Origin of the sequence: Chryseobacterium pennae (genome assembly GCF_003385515.1) — a bacterium.
GTDB lineage: Bacteria > Bacteroidota > Bacteroidia > Flavobacteriales > Weeksellaceae > Chryseobacterium > Chryseobacterium pennae.
Window position 1 is genome coordinate 57,205 of record NZ_QNVT01000005.1, and the last position, 19,270, is coordinate 76,474.

The 19,270-nt window shown below is 35.0% G+C and carries 19 protein-coding genes; 16 read left to right on the top strand and 3 right to left on the bottom strand.

Going from position 1 to position 19,270, the window contains the following annotated elements:
- Window positions 1-64 precede the first annotated feature (64 nt).
- The 14 genes from DRF65_RS07135 to DRF65_RS07200 all read left to right on the top strand — a co-directional run bounded on the left by DRF65_RS07135 (window position 65) and on the right by DRF65_RS07200 (window position 15,916).
- Window positions 65-1,993, top strand: coding sequence for an LTA synthase family protein (locus tag DRF65_RS07135; protein ID WP_115970078.1), 1,929 nt, complete (start codon window positions 65-67; stop codon window positions 1,991-1,993).
- A 124-nt stretch (window positions 1,994-2,117) separates the two neighbouring features.
- Window positions 2,118-2,537, top strand: a complete 420-nt coding sequence (locus DRF65_RS07140) for a DUF2147 domain-containing protein (protein ID WP_115970079.1) — start codon at window positions 2,118-2,120, stop codon at window positions 2,535-2,537.
- 294 nt (window positions 2,538-2,831) lie between these two features.
- On the top strand, window positions 2,832-3,812 hold the full coding sequence (locus DRF65_RS07145) for a pyruvate dehydrogenase complex E1 component subunit beta (protein ID WP_115970080.1): 981 nt from the start codon (window positions 2,832-2,834) through the stop codon (window positions 3,810-3,812).
- Window positions 3,813-3,936: 124 nt separating this feature from the next.
- Window positions 3,937-5,928: a KUP/HAK/KT family potassium transporter gene (locus tag DRF65_RS07150; RefSeq protein WP_115970081.1), complete on the top strand. Its 1,992-nt coding sequence runs from the start codon at window positions 3,937-3,939 to the stop codon at window positions 5,926-5,928.
- Window positions 5,929-5,995: 67 nt separating this feature from the next.
- Window positions 5,996-6,469, top strand: a complete 474-nt coding sequence (locus DRF65_RS07155) for a Fur family transcriptional regulator (RefSeq protein WP_027374694.1) — start codon at window positions 5,996-5,998, stop codon at window positions 6,467-6,469.
- 3 nt (window positions 6,470-6,472) lie between these two features.
- Window positions 6,473-8,215, top strand: coding sequence for an OstA-like protein (locus tag DRF65_RS07160; RefSeq protein WP_115970082.1), 1,743 nt, complete (start codon window positions 6,473-6,475; stop codon window positions 8,213-8,215).
- A 722-nt stretch (window positions 8,216-8,937) separates the two neighbouring features.
- Window positions 8,938-9,738 carry a hypothetical protein gene (locus tag DRF65_RS07165; RefSeq protein ID WP_115970083.1) on the top strand — a complete coding sequence of 267 codons (801 nt, stop codon included), beginning with the start codon at window positions 8,938-8,940 and terminating at the stop codon, window positions 9,736-9,738.
- Between the two features lies 1 nt (window position 9,739).
- On the top strand, window positions 9,740-10,567 hold the full coding sequence (locus tag DRF65_RS07170) for a hypothetical protein (RefSeq protein ID WP_115970084.1): 828 nt from the start codon (window positions 9,740-9,742) through the stop codon (window positions 10,565-10,567).
- 1 nt (window position 10,568) lies between these two features.
- Window positions 10,569-11,345, top strand: coding sequence for a hypothetical protein (locus DRF65_RS07175; RefSeq protein WP_115970085.1), 777 nt, complete (start codon window positions 10,569-10,571; stop codon window positions 11,343-11,345).
- 134 nt (window positions 11,346-11,479) lie between these two features.
- Window positions 11,480-12,655, top strand: coding sequence for an aspartate aminotransferase family protein (locus DRF65_RS07180; protein WP_115970228.1), 1,176 nt, complete (start codon window positions 11,480-11,482; stop codon window positions 12,653-12,655).
- Between the two features lie 66 nt (window positions 12,656-12,721).
- Window positions 12,722-13,795, top strand: coding sequence for a hypothetical protein (locus tag DRF65_RS07185; RefSeq protein ID WP_115970086.1), 1,074 nt, complete (start codon window positions 12,722-12,724; stop codon window positions 13,793-13,795).
- Window positions 13,796-13,852: 57 nt separating this feature from the next.
- Entirely contained in the window at window positions 13,853-14,419 is a 567-nt protein-coding gene (locus tag DRF65_RS07190; protein WP_115970087.1) for a hypothetical protein, read from the top strand.
- A 216-nt stretch (window positions 14,420-14,635) separates the two neighbouring features.
- Complete coding sequence (locus DRF65_RS07195) at window positions 14,636-15,022, top strand: START-like domain-containing protein (RefSeq protein ID WP_034696870.1); 387 nt, start codon at window positions 14,636-14,638, stop codon at window positions 15,020-15,022.
- 78 nt (window positions 15,023-15,100) lie between these two features.
- Window positions 15,101-15,916 (top strand): aminotransferase class IV, encoded by an 816-nt coding sequence (locus DRF65_RS07200; RefSeq protein WP_115970088.1) that lies wholly within the window; start codon window positions 15,101-15,103, stop codon window positions 15,914-15,916.
- 83 nt (window positions 15,917-15,999) lie between these two features.
- On the opposite strand, the gene DRF65_RS07205 is transcribed toward DRF65_RS07200, so the two are convergent.
- Entirely contained in the window at window positions 16,000-16,581 is a 582-nt protein-coding gene (locus DRF65_RS07205; protein WP_115970089.1) for an N-acetylmuramoyl-L-alanine amidase family protein, read from the bottom strand.
- A 103-nt stretch (window positions 16,582-16,684) separates the two neighbouring features.
- Complete coding sequence (locus tag DRF65_RS07210) at window positions 16,685-17,236, bottom strand: YqgE/AlgH family protein (RefSeq protein WP_115970090.1); 552 nt, start codon at window positions 17,234-17,236, stop codon at window positions 16,685-16,687.
- A gap of 24 nt (window positions 17,237-17,260) precedes the next feature.
- On the opposite strand from DRF65_RS07210, the gene pdxH reads away from it, so the two are divergent.
- Window positions 17,261-17,902, top strand: coding sequence for a pyridoxamine 5'-phosphate oxidase (gene pdxH, locus DRF65_RS07215; RefSeq protein WP_115970091.1), 642 nt, complete (start codon window positions 17,261-17,263; stop codon window positions 17,900-17,902).
- Window positions 17,903-18,229: 327 nt separating this feature from the next.
- Here the strand turns inward: pdxH and DRF65_RS07220 are convergent, their stop codons facing one another.
- A complete protein-coding gene (locus DRF65_RS07220; protein WP_027379880.1) occupies window positions 18,230-18,520 on the bottom strand; it encodes an HU family DNA-binding protein in 291 nt (96 codons plus the stop codon).
- A gap of 399 nt (window positions 18,521-18,919) precedes the next feature.
- On the opposite strand from DRF65_RS07220, the gene panD reads away from it, so the two are divergent.
- A complete protein-coding gene (gene panD / locus DRF65_RS07225) occupies window positions 18,920-19,270 on the top strand; it encodes an aspartate 1-decarboxylase (RefSeq protein WP_047386679.1) in 351 nt (116 codons plus the stop codon).

Sequence of the window (19,270 nt, forward strand, 5' to 3'; positions counted from 1 at the left end):
ATTCTAACTCAAAATAATATGCACTAAAAAACGCCATAAAGTGATTTTGATGTAAATTTGCCCCATGAAATTTTTAAAAGGATTTAGAAAACAGGAAGTTCTGGCACTGCTTTACAGAATTTTTTTAGCCTATGTTTTTTATCAGATCGCAAGACTTTTATTCTGGTACTTTAATAAAGACCTCATTAAGGTAGACTCTGTTTCAGAGTATCTTAAACTGGCATATCATGGTACAGCCTTCGATACCACAGCTATTTTGTATGTGAATGCCTTATTTATACTGTTAAGTCTCCTTCCATTAGTCATCAATACAAAGAAAGGATTTCAGAAACTCCTTTTCTGGGTTTATTTTCTGACGAACGGAGTAGCATATGGAATGAATTTCGGGGATTTTATTTATTATAAATTCTCCCAATCAAGGCTTACTTCAGCAGTATTTCAGGTAGCAGAGCATGAGTCTAATGTTTCTCAGACCCTGATGATTTCTGTTCAGCAACATCCTTTTGTACTGATCTGGTTTATTGTTTTAATGGGACTTTGGGTTTTCCTTTATAAAAAAGTAAAAGTTGATGAAGTAAAACCTGTTAAGTTACTACCTTATTTTTTATCCTCCATTGTTACTCTGTGTATTACTGCAGTTTTGGTGGTAGGCGGAATCAGAGGAGATTTCAAACACAGTACAAGACCGATCAATATGGTGGATGCTACCCGTTTTGTAACCAATCCATTGCAGGGAAATCTGGTTCTTAACAGTACATTCTCTTTCTTCAGGACTTTAAATACTAATAATTTCAAGGAAGTTCACTTTGTGGATGAGAAGTATATTGAAGAAAATGTTCAGCCTTATAAACAATACGACAGAAAAGTAGAGAACCGTCCCAATATTGTTATTTTCATTGTAGAATCTTTCGGTAGAGAGTACTCCGGAGCTTTTAATAAAGATAAAAATATTAAAGATTACGTTTCATATACTCCGTTTATGGACAGTCTGGCTACACAAAGCCTTATTTTCCCAAATACCTTTGCGAACGGAAGGCAATCCATCCATGGAATGAGCAGTGTGCTGGCCGGAATTCCGAGTCTTACGGATGCTTTTACAGGTTCTCCATATTCTAACCAGAAAATTCAGTCTATTGTTTCTGTCTGCAATGATCTGGGATACGATACTTCATTTTATCATGGGGCACCTAATGGTTCTATGGGATTCCTGGGATTTGGAAATATCTTAGGTTTTAAGCATTATTTTGGGAAAACAGAATATAATCATGATGAAGATTTTGATGGAATGTGGGCGATTTGGGATGAACCATTTCTTCAGTATTTTGCTAAAAATGTAGGAAAGAAACAACCTTTTATGACTACGGTATTTACGGCATCTTCTCACCATCCATTCAAAATTCCGGAGAAGTATCAGGGAAAATTCAAAAAAGGTAAAATAGAAATGCATGAACCTATACAGTATACGGATTATGCGATTAAAAAATATTTTGAAACGGCTAAAAAAGAACCTTGGTTCCACAATACAATCTTTGTATTCACGGGAGATCATACCAATCAGATTTATTATCCGGAATATGAAAAAGCGATGAACCGTTTTGCTGTTCCGCTGGTTTTATATTCTCCAAATCCGGAATATCAACTGAAAGGAGAAAATCCGGAAATGGCGCAGCAAATAGACATTTATCCGACACTTGCAGATTTAATAGGCTATAATAAACCCATCAGAAGCTGGGGAAGAAGTCTGGTAAGTGATAAAAAATATCCAGGTATTGTGGTGAATTCAGATGGAAATAATGAACAATTTATGATTGGAAATTATATCTATCGTTTTGATGGCAAGGATATTGTGGGAGTATATGATAAAACAGACCTTGCTCTTGAAAAGAATCTGATTGGCCAGCTAAAAACACCTGAAGTAGAACAAGGAAAACAAACAGCAAAAGCGTGGTATCAGGATTATATGGACAGAGTGATTAATAGAAAGCTGAATTAGATAAATTCATTTACCAGGTCTTTTATGCTTTGTATAATAAAAGTTTTTGTTCGTTAAGAATTAATTTATATTTTTATCAATACATAGAAAAGTATATTGTATTAAAATTAAAACTATAAGAAATATGAAAAAAATAATGTTAACATTCGCGCTTTCTTTATTTGGAGTGATGACATTCGCACAGATAGAAGGAAAGTGGAAGACGATAGACGATGAAACAAAACAGGCTAAATCTATTGTAGAGATTTTCAAGAAGTCAGACGGAAAGTATTACGGGAAAGTTTCTCAATTATTAATAAAACCTGCTGAGCCTAACTGTACCGCTTGTAAAGATGACAGAAAAGGAAAACCAATTGTAGGACTGGAAATCATCAGAGGATTGAAAAAAGAAGGTGATGAATTTACAGGAGGTAATATCACAGACCCTAAAACGGGAAAAACTTACAAATGTACCATTACAAAGAGCGGAGATAAGCTTAATGTAAGAGGGTATTTAGGATTATCATTATTAGGAAGAACCCAGGTTTGGGAGAAAGCTAATTAATATAAGTTTAAATAGAATTTTAAAATGGCATTTCAGAAATGGAATGTCATTTTTTAGTATACCCGGAAAAATCTCTTATCCCTGGAACGTTTTGAGATGAAGGTGTCGGGAATTATTAAAAATTAATTTCTAATTGTTCTCTCAGGCTTCAATAGCTTTCAGCGTCCTTCTTTTCAGAAATCTCTGAGTTTAAATTATTATTAATATTAAGAAACTTCCTTCAAATGAGATGCCTTTTTATTATGTGTATAATAAAAAAACACTATTTTTGTAGTCTAAATTTTTCGAATAAATATGGCAGAATATACTTTTCGTGAGGTAATTGCACAGGCAATGAGCGAGGAAATGCGTAAAGACGAATCCATCTTTTTAATGGGGGAGGAAGTTGCAGAATACAATGGTGCATATAAAGCTTCAAAAGGAATGCTGGATGAGTTTGGTCCTAAAAGAGTAATCGATACCCCAATTGCAGAACTTGGTTTTACAGGAATTGCTGTTGGTGCTGCGATGAATGGTAACAGACCAATTGTAGAGTATATGACATTCAATTTCTCATTGGTAGGAATTGATCAGATTATTAATAATGCTGCAAAAATCCGTCAGATGAGCGGTGGACAGTGGAACTGCCCAATTGTTTTCCGTGGACCTACAGCTTCTGCAGGGCAATTAGGAGCTACGCACTCTCAGGCTTTTGAAAACTGGTTTGCAAACATTCCTGGCCTTAAAGTAGTGGTTCCTTCAAATCCTTATGATGCGAAAGGATTGTTGAAAACTGCAATTCAGGATAATGATCCGGTTATTTTCATGGAATCTGAGCAGATGTATGGAGATAAAATGGAAATTCCTGAAGAAGAATACTACTTACCATTAGGAAAAGCAGATATAAAGAGAGAAGGTAAGGATGTTACTTTAGTTTCTTTCGGTAAGATCATGAAATTAGCGATGCAGGCAGCTGAAGATATGGAGAAAGAAGGAATCTCTGTTGAGGTTATCGATCTTAGAACTGTTCGTCCTCTTGATTTTGACACTATTTTAGAATCTGTAAAGAAAACAAACAGATTGGTGATTTTAGAAGAAGCCTGGCCATTTGCGTCTATATCTTCTGAAATTACTTATATGGTACAGCAAAAAGCATTTGATTATTTAGATGCTCCAATCAAGAGAATTACTACTCCTGATGCACCTGCGCCTTATTCTGCTGCATTATTTGCAGAATGGTTCCCTAAACTTGAAAAAGTAAAAGAGGAAATCAAAAAAGCGATGTACGTAAAATAATGATAGATTATAGAGAAAAACTTCCGAAAGGAAGTTTTTTCATTTATTATATTCATGAAGAAAAGTTCTTGGGGTCATAAAATTGATATAAATTTGCGCTTTTAAAAAAAATAAATTGGCTGATATGGCAGAAGTTACAGAAGGCGGTCATCACTTTGACTTAAAGAAGCTTTCATTTGTAGGCGTTATCGTTTCTCTCGGGATCGTTTTCGGAGATATAGGTACGTCACCGCTTTACGTAATGAAAGCGATTGTGAACGCAAGAAAAGACGGCGCTACCATGCCATTTGATGAATACATTGAAGGAGCATTATCCTGTATCATCTGGACATTGACGCTTCAGACTACCCTGAAATATGTGATTATTGCTTTAAGAGCAGATAACAAGGGTGAAGGTGGAATTCTTGCATTGTATTCACTAGTAAAAAAACTCAAGAAAAAATGGCTGTACGTAGTCGCCATTATTGGAGCATCCACGCTCGTCGCAGATAGTGTAATCACCCCTTCCTTAACGGTGATGTCTGCAATTGAGGGATTAAAAATCTACAATCCAGAAACTCCGGTAGTCCTCATTACTTTAGTCATCTTATTCATAATTTTTGTTGTACAGCAGTTTGGAACCGCATCTATTGGTAAATTCTTTGGACCCGTCATGGTGACGTGGTTCCTGGTATTAGGAATTTCAGGATCAATGCATATTTTTGACCACATTGAAATCTTAAGAGCTTTCAATCCGATCTATGCCTATAATCTGATTACACATTCATCCAGTGCCATTGTCATTATGGGAGCTGTATTCCTGTGTACAACAGGAGCGGAAGCTTTATATTCAGACTTAGGACACTGTGGGGCAAAGAATATCAGAATCAGTTGGATTTTCGTTAAGCTTATGCTTATCCTGAACTATTTAGGACAGGGGTCCTGGTTATTGGATAATTATCATCAGGTACACAACGGAGTAAATCCTTTCTTTGGAATCATGCCGGAATGGGCTGTTTTACCAAGTGTAATTCTGGCAACTGCAGCGGCAATTATTGCCAGTCAGGCGGTAATTACCGGTTCATTTACCATGTTCTCAGAAGCAATGTCTATTTCTTTCTGGCCTAATCAGCATATTGAATACCCTTCAGGGGTTAAAGGACAGATGTATATCCCAAGAATTAACTGGGGGTTGATGGCTTTCTGTTTTGTAGTGGTTATATTCTTCCAGAAATCAGAAAGTATGGAAGCAGCCTATGGGCTTACAATCACCATTACGATGCTGATGACAACAATCCTTCTTTTATTCTGGCTGAGCCGTACAAGGGTCAATAAAGTTTTTATTGCCGGTTTTGCAGTTGTATATCTTTTCCTGGAATCGGGATTCTTCTATGCCAATGTAATCAAGTTTGTAGACGGAGGTTGGCTAACAATGGTATTAGGTGGGTTTATCGCTGTATGTATGTACGCATGGTATAACGGAAGATTAATTAAAGCTAATTTTATCCAATATGTGAAAATAGAAAAATACGTTTCTATTCTTAAGGATATGAAACTGGATGAAACCATTCCGAAATATGCCACCAATTTAGCTTATCTGAGCCGCGCTAAAAGAAATGATGAAGTGGAATCCAAAATTATCTATTCCATCATCAAAAAACAGCCGAAAAGAGCAGATCATTACTTTATTTTAAGTATTGTTAACCAGGAAGATCCATATACATTCAAATACACAGTAGATGAAATTCTGCCTGGAACCGTTTATAAGATCAATTTCCTTTTAGGATTTAAAGTAGACCGAAGAATTAATGATTATTTCAATATGGTGCTTAAAGATTTAATGGCTGAAGGAACCATCCCTTCAAGAAGCAGTCATCCGTCTTTAAGAGCTCATAATATACCGCCGGATCTGAAGTATGTTATCATTGATAACACCTATATCAACGATATACTTTTAACTGTTAAACAGAAGATTACCCTTAATATTTACAACTTTGTGAAGTATATAGGAAGTGATGACTTTAAGGCCTGGGGAGTATCTTCACACAACGTAGAAGTGGAGTCTGCCCCTATTACAGAACTTACTGTTTATGATAATAAAATTGAACAGTCTGGGTACTTCCGTCACAACTCTTAATACCCGGAGTATTTAACCATACTATCTATTTAAATAAAATTCAATAAATTTGTAGATAATTTTTTTAATGGATACAGTACAAAAAGAAAAAAATATAGCTTTGATCAAGGATGTTTTAAGAAACTACTTATTAGAAAAAGGGTTCAGAAACACGCCTGAAAGATATACGATATTAGAAGAAATTTATAATATGGATCATCACTTTAATGTTGATGATCTGTATCTTCTGATGATGCAGAAGAAATACCATGTTTCTAAAGCTACCATCTACAATACTATTGAGATTTTCCTTGATGCAGGTTTAATCCGTAAGCATCAGTTTGGAGAAAAAACCCTTACCTCTTCATCTTATGAAAAGTCTTATTTTGACAAGCAGCATGACCATCTGGTAATCTACAAAAAAGACTCTGATAAAGAAATTGAAGAAATTATTGAGTTCTGTGACCCAAGAATTCAAGGAATCAAAGAAGCCATTGAAGAAGCATTTGGCGTAAAAATTGATTCTCATTCGCTATATTTCTATGGCACTAAGAATGACTAATTAATGAGAATAATCCTTTTTCTGTTTATCTTTATTTCTACGTTCAGTTTGGCGCAGGACAAGACGCCTGTGAAGCGAGATCCCTATTTACAGACTCCTTCACCTGCAAAGCCACAGCCCCTGAAACCTGAAGATAAAATAAAACTTATCAACGCAGATAAAATTATTAAAGATCCCACGAAATATGATGGTAATCAATATTTTGTAGGAAATGTTCAAATAGAACAAAAGGGGTCTATACTTACCGCAGATGAAGTTGTTCTTTATAGTGAAGAAAACTTTGCCAAAGCAATTGGAAATACAAAACTTCAGAATGCAGACGGCTCTGTGATTACAGCAGGAGAAATGGAATATGATGGGAATACCCAAAAAGGTGTTGCCCGGAAAAATGTTGTCTTAACAGATCCCAAGCAGACTATTAAAACTGATATTCTGTATTATGATAAACTTTCTAGTCAGGCTTATTTTAATACGGGAGGTACTATTTCTGATAGTCAGGGGAATATAATGTATACTAAGTCTGCAACCTATTTTCTCGATACCAAAATGATTGATTTTGTTGGAAACGTGAAAATAGACAATGCCCAATACATTATTGAAGGAGTTAATATCAAGCAGAATCAGAATACCAAAGTTGCCGAATTTTTCGGACCTACTACCATCACCAACAGAGCTAATCCTAAAAACAGGGTTTATACAGAAAGAGGAACCTATAGGATGGAAACCAAAGAAGCTTTCCTGAATAAGAATTCCAAGATCTTTTATAATGACAAAATCCTTACCGGTGATGATATGTATTTTAACCAGATCACAGGTTTTGGAAAAGCGACTGGAAATGTAAAGCTTGATGATCCGAAAGAAAGGAGATATATGAAAGGAGGATATGGTGAAATCTTTGAGAAAAAAGATTCTTCCATGATGACTAAAAATCCTTATGCTGTCAAAATCATGGAAAAAGACACCGCGTATTTTGCAGCAGAGAAGATTATATCTTACCAGAAACAGGATTCTTTAGATATCAGGATAAAGAAGAGCTTTTTAAGAGCTTACAAAAAGGCTAGAATATACAAATCCAATGCACAGGGAAGGGCTGATTCCATTGCGTTTAATGAGACGGATGGTATCTTGCACATGTATACAAAACCTATTTTATGGAGTGGGGAGAAACAGGTAACAGGAGATAAGGTTGAAGCCTATTTCAATACCCAGAATGAAAATATAGACTCTTTAAAAGTAACTGGAAATGCTTTAGCGATCAGCAAAGTAGATTCCTTAACCCTGAAAGATGAATTCAACCAGGTGAAAGGTAAATTTATGACGGTTTACTATCAGGGGAATGATATTAAAGAGGCAAGGGTAGTAGGAAATGCCCAGTCTATTGCTTATGTAGATGATGTAAACAAAGAAACTCAAAAGCCTGAAAGAATTGGAATCACACTTTCTGCCTGTGGTATTATTGGTGCTTTATTTGAGGAAAGAACTTTGCAGATTATTTCCTGCAGTATTGGGGCTACAGCAGATACCTATCCGATGAGTAAATTAGAACCTGTAAGAAGGAAGTTCCCCGATTTTAACTGGAATACAAAAGACAGGATCAGGAAATGGCAGGATATACTGGTAGACAGCCCGAATTATGAAGAAATCAAGTATTCTTCAGATAATGAGCTGTACGATCAGGCACAGGATGCTATAGAGAAAGAACGGGCCAAAGAAGAGGCTAAGAAACCGAAAAGAGTAAGAAAATAACATAAAATGAACCCGCTTTATTTGTAAAGCGGTTTTTTTATTTATAATGGTTAATTTGATATTTTTTTGAAGAAAAAAAATTATAAATAAAGGTTTTGAAATTTTGTTCAGCTAGGTTTTGGTTAAACAAAGATTCAATTTTTTGATGATTATGAATATTTAAATAAAATAAGTATAATTTTATATTTTATATCATTTAATGGTGAAAAAATAATATGTTAAATAAAATTTATTAATCAGATTGGCAACAATAGAGAATAAATTGTATAAACATCTTATTGTTATTAATAAATTTATTTAATTTTTATTTATGATATTGTAAATCAGTATTTTGCGGGGTATTTTTTATTGTTGGTAATTGGATTTTAATCTGGGTAAAAGCCATATTTAAATATTATTTTGTGATACAAAATGTTAAAAAATCATTCTTCATATCAATAAATGGTGAATTTTTAACGAGTAAAATCATAAAAAAGAGCCTGAAAAAGTTCGAATTTTACTCTTAAATTTCAGAATTTAAAAATATTTTTTTTCTGTCATAAACATAGAATTTTCTGTTGTGTACAGCTGTTTTTATGGGTTATGTTTATTCTAGTATATTGGAATTATTATTTTTTTTATAATGACATAATTATATAATTATAATATTTTATACATTTAATAGGTCAAGCCAATCTAAAAATTCCAAAACCGCGGGCTTCCAGCCAGACGTTCGAGCTCAATTGCACGTAAAGCAAGATGATTACGCCGCCAGATTACCAAGAGCCAATACCACTTCAGTATTGCCTGCTTCATTAGCTGGTACAACGGGAGATGGAACTCAAAGTTCTATCATCTTTAACCGTGAAACAGGAAGTGTTGTTCAGAATGACGGAACAAGTTGGAAGATTTCAGATCCTATTGTAACCACCATGAAGAATAACAAAATGGCCCGTTTTATAAGGAATGGTACTGTAACTACTACTTGTGATCCCTGTGTGCTGTTACCATTCCCCAATTGTATTATAGGATCTAATCAGCAATGCGCAGCAGTAGATGTACCATTTACTACAGGAATACCTGCTCTGAATGAAATATCAACTGATGTAGATTTACTAAGTACCACAAGTAATGTGATTAATTTTAAAACAAGAGGTTTATATAAAATATCATTTAAAAGTGGTACACTTAACGTGGGAACACCTACATGTATAGGTGCATCAACCAACCTGTATTCCAGATTGAACTTAGAAATCAGTTCTGATAATGGTACATCTTGGAAGCCTGTTAATAATACAGTAAGTAATACCACAGGCGGATTACTTTCATTGGGTTCAATACCTATTGGATCTATAGACGTAGGTCAGTCGCTTGCATTTACCTATGTAGGTGTTTTTAATGCTAATGACAGAGCTAGATTAAGATTTTATGGTAACCAGGCAATGCTGGTAGGTGGTTGTCTGGGAAGTAATATGTTTTTTTCGATGAACACTACAGGAAACTCTATATCGGATATTATTGTTGAAAAAATAAATATGCAATAAGATGAAAAAGGTTACACTTATTATAGCGCTTTTTAGCCAATACTTTCTACAGGCGCAGGTAGGTATTGGTGGTGATATTTATAGCACAAAAAATATAGTAAAAGTTCTGGACGGAACTAAAGGAGTAATACTTCCTTATTCTAATAGCTTTACTTCATTTCCACAATATAATGCTGGAGTGACAGATGTATTTAATGACTATCCTAACCTTATAGGAGGACTTATCTACAATAAGACAGATGATCAATATTACAAATATGACGGCTATGCCTGGAATCCTGCAAGACAGATCCAGGGGATATACCAGCCTAAAGGATCAAGACTGGGAATCTCTTCAGGGATTTCAATTCCTTGTATTGCTTTCGGTTTAGGAATATGTCTTTCAACAGGGTCTGCCGTTTATTTAGCTCCGGATAATAAAAGCGAAGTTCTTGTTGATAATCTTACATTAAAGAATGCAAGTAATGTAACAATAAAACAGGCTGGAGTCTATGATGTAGGAGCTGCTTTAGGGTTTACTGGTGGATCGCTTGGAGCCCAGATTGGAGTTACAGAGTTTAAACTGACATTACAGGTTAGGTATGTACCTACAGGAAATTGGGAAACTATCGTTACCAAGTCAAACTATTCACTCATATTTGTTATTGATACTAATGGAAATAAAACATGCAGTTTTGCCCAGACGCTTTCATTGCCGGTAGGTGCAGAATTAAGGGTTATTCCTACAATCAGAACTATTGGTGGATCAGGAGGGTCTCTATCTGCTTATGGTACAGATGCCAGCTCAATCAACTCTTACCTTGCAGCACGTTTAATTAAAGCTTATTAAGATGAAAAAATATTTATTCGGACTGTCTTTATTGGCGATCAATATTTACAGTGCACAGGTGAATTTCACCAATATCTCTAATCCCGATTCTAACGCGAATGGGAACGACAGGGTAATGATGTATGTTACCAATACCAGTGAAGCAACTGGTGTAAAAGGTCTTGGACTTCCAGCTGTAAATGCAGAAACAGATCTTCCATATACAGGAGCAAGTGCTCCGGCAACCAGGATAGAGGAATTAAGAGGAATGCTCTTGTTTGTTAAAGCTACAGGACAGGTAATGGTTTTTGACGGTCTCGTATGGAGCAAGGCTTTTGAAATAGAATCTGATAATATCTCAAGATTCCGGTTAAATTCTGTATCAACGACCAATGGTACAGCTTTACTACCAATAAATAATACCATCGATAAACCCAATTTTCTTGCTGATCCTTTAAAGCTTAAAACAAACGTTCCTACAACAGGAGCAAACCTGAATAGACTGTACATTAGGCAAACAGGATTATATCGAGTTAATCTCAATCTTAATTTTACAGGTCCTGCCGGATCATTTAGTAACAGATTAGGAGCCAGTTTATACCTGAATGATGTCAAAAGATTTCAATTGCTTGAAGATACAGTTAATTTTGATGGTACCAACCGGAAGATTAGTTTGGATATTTCAGTGTATGCGGTTCAGGGACAGTATATTACACTAGAGTCCATTACGGAAGTAAGTGGTGCAACCAATTATACAGTTACCAATGACAGTTATGTAACAGTAGAGAAGGTGTTATAAGATAAAACAAATCTTAATATTTCAATGAAAAGTCACATTTACATTAGTAAGTGTGGCTTTTTTATTCCCTATCAATAATTTCGGCGTTTGCTGAATCTTTTATAGCTTTGCTGAAATTTTTTGAGACAATGGAAATGCACAAAGATTTTTTTATATATCAGGCGCAAACCACAAAATTTGCAGCAGGTTTTGAAGTTGAAAAAGCGGTAGGAAACTATATTTATGGTACAGATGGGAAAAAATATCTTGATTTTGTAGCGGGAGTATCGGCCAATACACTGGGACATTCGCATCCGAAAGTTGTGAATGCCATCAAAGAACAGGCAGATAAATACCTTCACGTAATGGTATACGGAGAATATGCGCAGGAAAAACCAATTGCATTATGTAAGTTACTGGCGGAGGCTACTCCTGAGCCTTTGGAGGTGACATATCTTGTAAATAGTGGTGCTGAAGCCATTGATGGAAGTTTGAAGCTTGCTAAAAGATATACCGGGAGAGAAGAAATTGTTTCCTTTAAAAATTCTTACCATGGAAATACTCATGGAGCACTAAGTGTTTCAGGAAATGAAAATCATAAAAGGGAATTCCGCCCATTGTTGCCAATGGTGTCTTTTATCGAATTCAATAATGAAAGCGAATTTGAAAAGATCACAGAAAAAACGGCTTGTGTTATTCTGGAAACCATTCAAGGAGCTGCCGGATTCCTGGTTCCTGATAATAACTATCTGATCAGACTGAAAAAAAGATGTGAAGAAGTAGGTGCACTTTTGATTCTGGATGAAATTCAACCTGGATTTGGAAGAACAGGAAAACTGTTTTCATTTGAGCATTTCGGAATCGTTCCTGATATTTTGGTCATGGGGAAAGGAATGGGGGGCGGAGTTCCTGTAGGAGCTTTTATGAGTTCCAGAAAAATTATGGAAACCCTGTCTCATTCTCCAAAACTGGGACACGTGACGACTTTTGGAGGAAATCCACTGATTGCAGCAGCCAGCTATGCCACCTTGAAAGAAGTTCTGGAAAGTGGTCTGATGGAAGAAGTAGAAGAAAAAGAAAATCTCTTCAGGGAGCTTTTGGTACATCCGAAGATTAAAAATATTAATGGTAAAGGATTGATGCTTGCCGTTAACCTTGGGGAACCTGAATATACTTTAAATGTTGCTAAAAAATGTATGGAAAACGGGCTTATTGTTTTCTGGCAGTTGTACAGAAATGAATATTTGAGAATATCTCCACCGTTAACCATTTCAAAAGAAGAGATCAGAAAAGGCTGTGAAATTATTTTACAGATTCTGGATGAAGAATAAGACTCTTTTTATAAAACTTTGAATACATAAAAAAAATCTTTACTTTCGCAGCGTAAAAAAATAACCATGAAAAAAATTATTTTATTCACTGGGATAGGACTTGCTACTATCTTGGGAATTCAGGCCTGCGGGAGCTCAGACGATTCTATTACTGAAAATCGTACCACAACAGTAGCACAGGACAAAGAAAATATCAAGAAAACAATTAATGGTTTTTATGATAAGCTGAATGTATTGGATGATGGTGATCTGTCCAAATATATATTGTACACCATGTTCAATAATACTGCACAAGAGTACGATGATAGCCACTTAAATAATGTTATCGAAAGTTTCGAAAACCAATATGGAGAAGTTCTGATCAATAACAAGCTGCAGTTTGCTACAAAACTGGGTGAATATACTTTTAATAATGCTACAGGGCAATGGGCTAAGACAGGAAATTCTACAGGAGTTGTTCTTAAATTTCCATCAGTTAAGAATCAGGCAGCTGTTGACGGTGAATTAACACTTACTTCTTATACTGATGTTCAGACAAGCTACAATTCTGAAACAATCTGGCTTCCGAAAACTTTTGATCTTACATTAAAGAAAAGTAATAATACAGTTTTTAGCATGAACTTATCAAATGTAACTTTTGATAACAGTACTAACTTCAGTATGCCGATCAGTGCCAATATCAAGATCTTTGCTTCCCCTTGGACACAGACGATTACATGGCAGAGAAATTCAAGTAAAGAATTCCAGTTCAAATATAATGCTACTACACCTCAGGGAGCAAACAGTGAAGTTATTGCCAATGTTACGTTAAAACATGCGGACTATGCTAATATATCTTCTAAAGATGATTTTAAAGCAATCACAGCATCTGTAACAGAAGGGAATCTTAAAATTAACTGCAGCATGAATGTAGAAGCATTAGCGGCAATTAATGATCCGACAGATAGCCAGATTAATGCAAACTCTAAAGCTGTAGTATCCTATTCCGGACAAAAGGTTGGGGAGATCATTTATAAAACAGTAAATGGAAAAGGAGAATTCTTTATTGTATATGCTGATGGAACTACCGAAAATACAGATGTGTATATTGGTGATTTTGAGCAGAAGATCAAAGCTATATTCGCAAATTATATAAAATAACATAACTAAAAAAGATACACATCTCAAAGGCTTATAAGTCTTTGAGATGTTTTTATTATGAAACGTATTATTACAGCATTTTTCTTTCTTTTCTTTTCATGCCTGTGCCTGGCCCAGACTCAGAAAGATACTTTATTTACGATCCCGAAACATCAGATAGGTATTGGGATTAATAAGTTTATTAAATCCATTTTTGCATCCGATGATAATGCAATGGTGATCAATTACCGGTATTCTCCGAAAGGGAAATGGTCTTATAGAACAGGATTTGATTATAAGAAGGATGATAGTGAAGGAGGGTTTACACAGTTTGCCATGAAGCTTGGGGTTGACAGAAACCTTAAAAGATACCGTAACTGGAACTTTTATTATGGGGCAGATGCTTTTATGAGATATTCTAATTACAAGAATATTAATAAACCCCAGTATGATAACGGAATAGGGGCCTTTATAGGCGTTCAGTACTTCATTTCTCCGCATTTTTCCATTTCTACAGAACCTATGTTTTATTATAAATACATTTATATTGTAGACCGCGATACTTTCCAAAAGGATAAGAAGACCGGGTGGAGTGAAACAGGATTCGGAAAAGTAGGCTTTGTAGAATTAAATTTTCACTTTTAAACAAACTAAAAATAACTCGAAACAGTTGATATAAATCTCTCAGAATTGAGAGATTTTTTTTATGCTTAACATGGTAATTTTAACGGTTTATATGCAATAGAATAGGTATTTATAATCTCTGATAAATATCATGCAGATTCTTTAAAAAAGTAACTGCAATTTTGTGTAATAAAAAAATTAATTTATATATTGCGGGACGATAAAAACAAAGATTATATGGCGAAACATAAAGTCCATTACGAATTTCCAATGCACTGTTTATCAGAGATTTTATACGAGTATCTGGCTACTGCGGAGGGATTGTCTGAATGGTTTGCGGATGAGGTAACAGAGAAAGGCGATGATTTCTTTTTTAGCTGGGGTGGAGGACCTGCAGAGAAGGCCACTTTGATCAGATATAAGCCTGAAGGTTTCGTACGTTTCAGATGGGAAGAAGATGAGGGAACTAAAAACTTCTTTGAAATGACTATCACAATAGATGATATTACAGAAGATCTTGCACTGAATATTACAGATTTTTGTGAAGAAGGTGACGAAGAGGAAAACGCAATGTATTGGGAAAATCTTATTGAGAATCTCAGAATAAAATTAGGTGCTGCGTAATGCAGAGCTTTATTAAATGATAAAACTGATGAACGATTTATCGTTCATTATTTTTTTGTAAATAAATCACATCAAAAATTGGAAAATCAATATTTTACATCAGACGCATTAAATGTAAAGAACAGAGCCTTTCTTTGGGGCGACGCAGTGAAGGTTTCTTTCTTTGTAAGAAACGGCGGATTGATCATGGATGAAGAATGTTACTTCTTCCTGATGGCTTCCATGAGAAAGATGAGAATGAATATTCCCTTAACCTATACACTGGAGTTTTTCCAGTTACTATTCCAAAAGGATATCATAGACGGTAAAGGAATAAAAAACGGAATTATCAATTTTCAGGTATTCAGAAATCAGGATGCTGTGACATTGGCAAAATCTTCAATTTCTTACTTTTATGAAGTTGAAGAAATGGATGATGTACTGGCTGTTCACCAAAGACCTTTGGACCTGGATCTGATCAAGGAAATTAATGTAAATAATAATCTCTTAAGTAACATTAGAGTACATTGTCCGGAAAATATCTATGGTGAAATTTATGCTCAGGAAAATGACCTTGATGACGTAATCCTTTTGAACCCTAATAAAAGAATTGCCCGTACCACGTCCGGAAACCTTTTATTCATGGAAGGTAATATTATTAAAGTTCCAAAGCAGACAGAAGGTGCTTACATTTCTCCTTTGATGGAAAATTTTGTTACTTTCTTACATAAAAATAATCTGGCTGATATTCAGGAACACGAAATTATTGCTTTTGAATCTCAGAAAGCAGAAGAGATTTTGATGATTTCTGATGAGAAAGGCATATTTTCTGTAGGTAAAATAAGAAATAAGACCTTTGAAATTTCCCGATTCACAGAATTGGTAGAAAGCTGGAAAAAGAGTTTTAATTCATAAAAATTGACAAACCCGGTAAACAACAAGTTATAAAGTCCTTTACCGGGTTTTATTCTGAGTAAATCAGAAATTGTTTTTTTTATTTAGTTTCCGTTGATAATGTCAACGAATTTCTGTGCAATTTCCTTTTGTCCTTTTTCACTGGTGACATAATTCCTGTCTGTGGAATTATTGATGAATCCAAGTTCTACCAATACCGTGGGAGCTTTGGTTTCTCTCAAAATATGAAGATTACGTTCTTCAATTTTACGGACATCAAATTTTTTATAAATTTTTCCCGCCAGTTTCTTTGAGTCTTCAGCATTCTGAACATATATTTCAGTACCATGCTTTGAGGTTTCTTTCTGAGAAGAGGTATTGACATGGAGTGAAAATACCATTTCAGGATTCAGTTTATTGATCTGATCAGTTCTTTCGGAAAGGCTGGGGTAAGTGTCTTCGTTTCTCACTAAAATGACCTCGTATAGCTCTTGCTTTCCGCTAAGTTTTTGAATTTCTTTCGCAATACTTAGTGTGATGTCTTTTTCATTGAAGCTGCCATACACCGCGCCATAATCATCTCCGCCATGACCGGCATCTATGACAATGTATTTCTTGCTGAGAGGAGTGAATGATAAAAAGACAGTCGAAAAGATTGATAAAGCAAGTAATGGAATACCTTTCATTTCAGTAATTTTGGTTTTTCAAAGAACGGGAAAACTTTCTTTAAAATTGGTTAACAAAATCCTAAAATTTGTTAATTATTTTATTGATCTGAAAAGGATATAGTTAATTTAATGAGATATCTTCAGGAGAGTTGGCCCAAAGTAAAAATTCACCCCCAAGATTCTGCATGATTGATTTCCATAATGTCTGGTCATTTGGAAGGGTATAGTCAAGGTTATAAACATCTACCACAGTCCACATCTTTCTCTGAACTTCACTATCCAGCTGGTTAGGAGCCCATCCGGAATATCCGGAAAAGATTTTTATATTGTGAATATCCAGTTCATTGGCTAATACAGCATTGATGATGCGCTCGATATCTTCGGTAAGGTAGTATTCATCGTTGATATCAGTATAGATTTCAGTTACTTTTTCATCACTCTTTACAATAAAGAATACCTTGTCATTTTCCACAGGGCCACCATCGTATACCTCGATCTTAAAATCAAAGAAATCTTTGAATTTACTGCTCATCTGACTATTCTTTTTATTCAGTATCAAACCAAAAGCTCCGCTTTCGTTATGTTCAATAACCAATACTACCGATCTGGAAAAAATATCGCCGGAAATGTCAGGTGTCGAGATTAATATTTTACCTTTGTATGAGTGATTCATACTCAAATTTAATAAAAAATATTTATGGAAAACCTGCACGACAAAAGAAAAGTGTATGACAAATCCCAACTTATTGAAAGTGAGATAAAACAAAATCCAATTGAGCAGTTTAGAGACTGGTTTTTGGAGGCAACTGAAAGTCCTGAGATCTCAGAAGTCAATGCTATGGCGGTTTCTACGGTAGAGGAAGACGGTTGTCCAAGAACAAGAATGGTATTGCTGAAGGCTTATACTCACGAAGGATTTGTTTTCTATACCAATTATAACAGTAAAAAAGGGAAAGCAATAGAGCATAATCATAAAGCCTGTCTGCATTTTTTCTGGCCTAATCTGGAGAGACAGATCATCATCAAAGCCAATCTTGAGAAAGTGGCAGAAAATCTAAGTGAGGGTTATTTTCATTCAAGGCCCAAAGGAAGCCAGTTGGGTGCTGTGGTTTCTCCTCAAAGTCAGGAAATTCCGAACAGAGAGTTTTTAGAAGAAAAATTAAAGGATCTGGAAAAAGAATACGAAAACACTGAAGTTCCAAGACCCGCTCATTGGGGGGGGTATCTTGCAAAGCCTTACGAAATTGAATTCTGGCAGGGAAGACCTAATCGCCTTCACGATAGAATTGTATATCAGCTGGACGGGCTGGACTGGAAGGTTTCTCGATTGGCTCCATAGGTAAGTATGAAAAGCGAAAAAGAGTAGGTAGAGGGTTTGTTACACCTATTTTCAGTAAATTATAAAAAGGATTTAAAACCATCCATAGAAGCGGGCTTTAGTCCGCTTATTTATTATATATATTCTAAAGGCTTTGGCCAAGACTAAATAATCTTAATACCTTCATTCTTCTTTATGGTTCCTTCTATCTTAATCACTCAATTTTTGAATATAATTCTCAGTTTAGGAATTCGAAGCCATAATTAATAATCCATCCAATGTCAGTAATATTGAGTATAAAAAAGACCGCTTCGGAGAAGCGGTCTTGAATTTTCGTAATCTGAATGATTATTTTTTCTTAGCACCAGAAACTGCATTTGATAAATCAGCTCCAGCCTTGAACTTAGCAACTTTTTTAGCAGCAATTTTGATTGGTTTTTTAGTTGCAGGGTTGATCCCTTGTCTAGCTGCTCTCTCAGCTACTGAGAAAGTACCGAAACCTACTAAAGAAACTTTTCCGTCTTTTTTCTTTAAAGTAGAAGTTACGTTACCAATGAAAGATTCTAAAGCAGCCTTTGCTGCAACTTTAGTGATACCTGCATCTTTTGCGATTGCGTCGATTAATTCAGACTTGTTCATAATTTTTAATATTAAAGTTAGTTCGTAATTATAGCAAATATAATACTATTTTCTAATTGTGCAATTTTTTTATAAAAACTTACATAATTTTTTTACTTTTCAGTGAAAACAGTTAAAATATGATAATTCGTGTTTTAACGAAAAATCTACGTTACGGGTTACTAAAATCATGCCAAATGCTTATGTTTATTGACTTTAGCAAAAAGTTAATATTATTTCCTGTATTTATTAAATCCTAAATTGTGTATAAAGTATTGATGTTTTTAAGAATATAATTGACAATAATATAAGTAATGGTCTCTTTTTTTGTGTTTTATAAAATTAAACCCCGTTGTTTATGGGAGTTTTTTAATGGTAGTGTACGTCTGTTTTATTAATTTTTATTAATAAATTTGCAGCATGTTAATAGAAGTTTTTAAGTCCAAGATCCATAGGGTAAGAGTGACAGCCTCAGACCTTAATTATATAGGAAGTATAACGATAGACGAAGATCTTATAGAAGCTGCCGGCCTGGTAGTGGGAGAAAGGGTCTATATCGTTAATGTGAACAACGGTGAGCGTTTTGATACATATGTTATCAAAGGGAAAAGAAAATCCGGAGAAGTATGTCTGAATGGGCCTGCTGCAAGAAAAGTACAGAAGGATGATATCATCATCGTTATTGCTTATGCACAGATGACTCCTGAAGAAGCAAAAGATTTCCAGCCGAAGATCGTTTTCCCGGATGAAAAAACAAACCTTCTTACATAA

Excerpts from the sequence above, each read along its gene's own strand:
- DRF65_RS07135 (WP_115970078.1), top strand. The coding sequence starts at position 65 with ATGAAATTTTTAAAAGGATTTAGAAAACAGGAAGTTCTGGCACTGCTT.
- DRF65_RS07160 (WP_115970082.1), top strand. The coding sequence starts at position 6,473 with ATGAGAATAATCCTTTTTCTGTTTATCTTTATTTCTACGTTCAGTTTG.
- DRF65_RS07205 (WP_115970089.1), bottom strand. The coding sequence starts at position 16,581 with ATGAAAGGTATTCCATTACTTGCTTTATCAATCTTTTCGACTGTCTTT.
- DRF65_RS07155 (WP_027374694.1), top strand. The coding sequence starts at position 5,996 with ATGGATACAGTACAAAAAGAAAAAAATATAGCTTTGATCAAGGATGTT.
- DRF65_RS07175 (WP_115970085.1), top strand. The coding sequence starts at position 10,569 with ATGAAAAAATATTTATTCGGACTGTCTTTATTGGCGATCAATATTTAC.
- panD (WP_047386679.1), top strand. The coding sequence starts at position 18,920 with ATGTTAATAGAAGTTTTTAAGTCCAAGATCCATAGGGTAAGAGTGACA.
- DRF65_RS07190 (WP_115970087.1), top strand. The coding sequence starts at position 13,853 with ATGAAACGTATTATTACAGCATTTTTCTTTCTTTTCTTTTCATGCCTG.
- DRF65_RS07185 (WP_115970086.1), top strand. The coding sequence starts at position 12,722 with ATGAAAAAAATTATTTTATTCACTGGGATAGGACTTGCTACTATCTTG.
- pdxH (WP_115970091.1), top strand. The coding sequence starts at position 17,261 with ATGGAAAACCTGCACGACAAAAGAAAAGTGTATGACAAATCCCAACTT.
- DRF65_RS07220 (WP_027379880.1), bottom strand. The coding sequence starts at position 18,520 with ATGAACAAGTCTGAATTAATCGACGCAATCGCAAAAGATGCAGGTATC.
- DRF65_RS07145 (WP_115970080.1), top strand. The coding sequence starts at position 2,832 with ATGGCAGAATATACTTTTCGTGAGGTAATTGCACAGGCAATGAGCGAG.
- DRF65_RS07170 (WP_115970084.1), top strand. The coding sequence starts at position 9,740 with ATGAAAAAGGTTACACTTATTATAGCGCTTTTTAGCCAATACTTTCTA.
- DRF65_RS07180 (WP_115970228.1), top strand. The coding sequence starts at position 11,480 with ATGCACAAAGATTTTTTTATATATCAGGCGCAAACCACAAAATTTGCA.
- DRF65_RS07195 (WP_034696870.1), top strand. The coding sequence starts at position 14,636 with ATGGCGAAACATAAAGTCCATTACGAATTTCCAATGCACTGTTTATCA.
- DRF65_RS07210 (WP_115970090.1), bottom strand. The coding sequence starts at position 17,236 with ATGAATCACTCATACAAAGGTAAAATATTAATCTCGACACCTGACATT.
- DRF65_RS07140 (WP_115970079.1), top strand. The coding sequence starts at position 2,118 with ATGAAAAAAATAATGTTAACATTCGCGCTTTCTTTATTTGGAGTGATG.
- DRF65_RS07150 (WP_115970081.1), top strand. The coding sequence starts at position 3,937 with ATGGCAGAAGTTACAGAAGGCGGTCATCACTTTGACTTAAAGAAGCTT.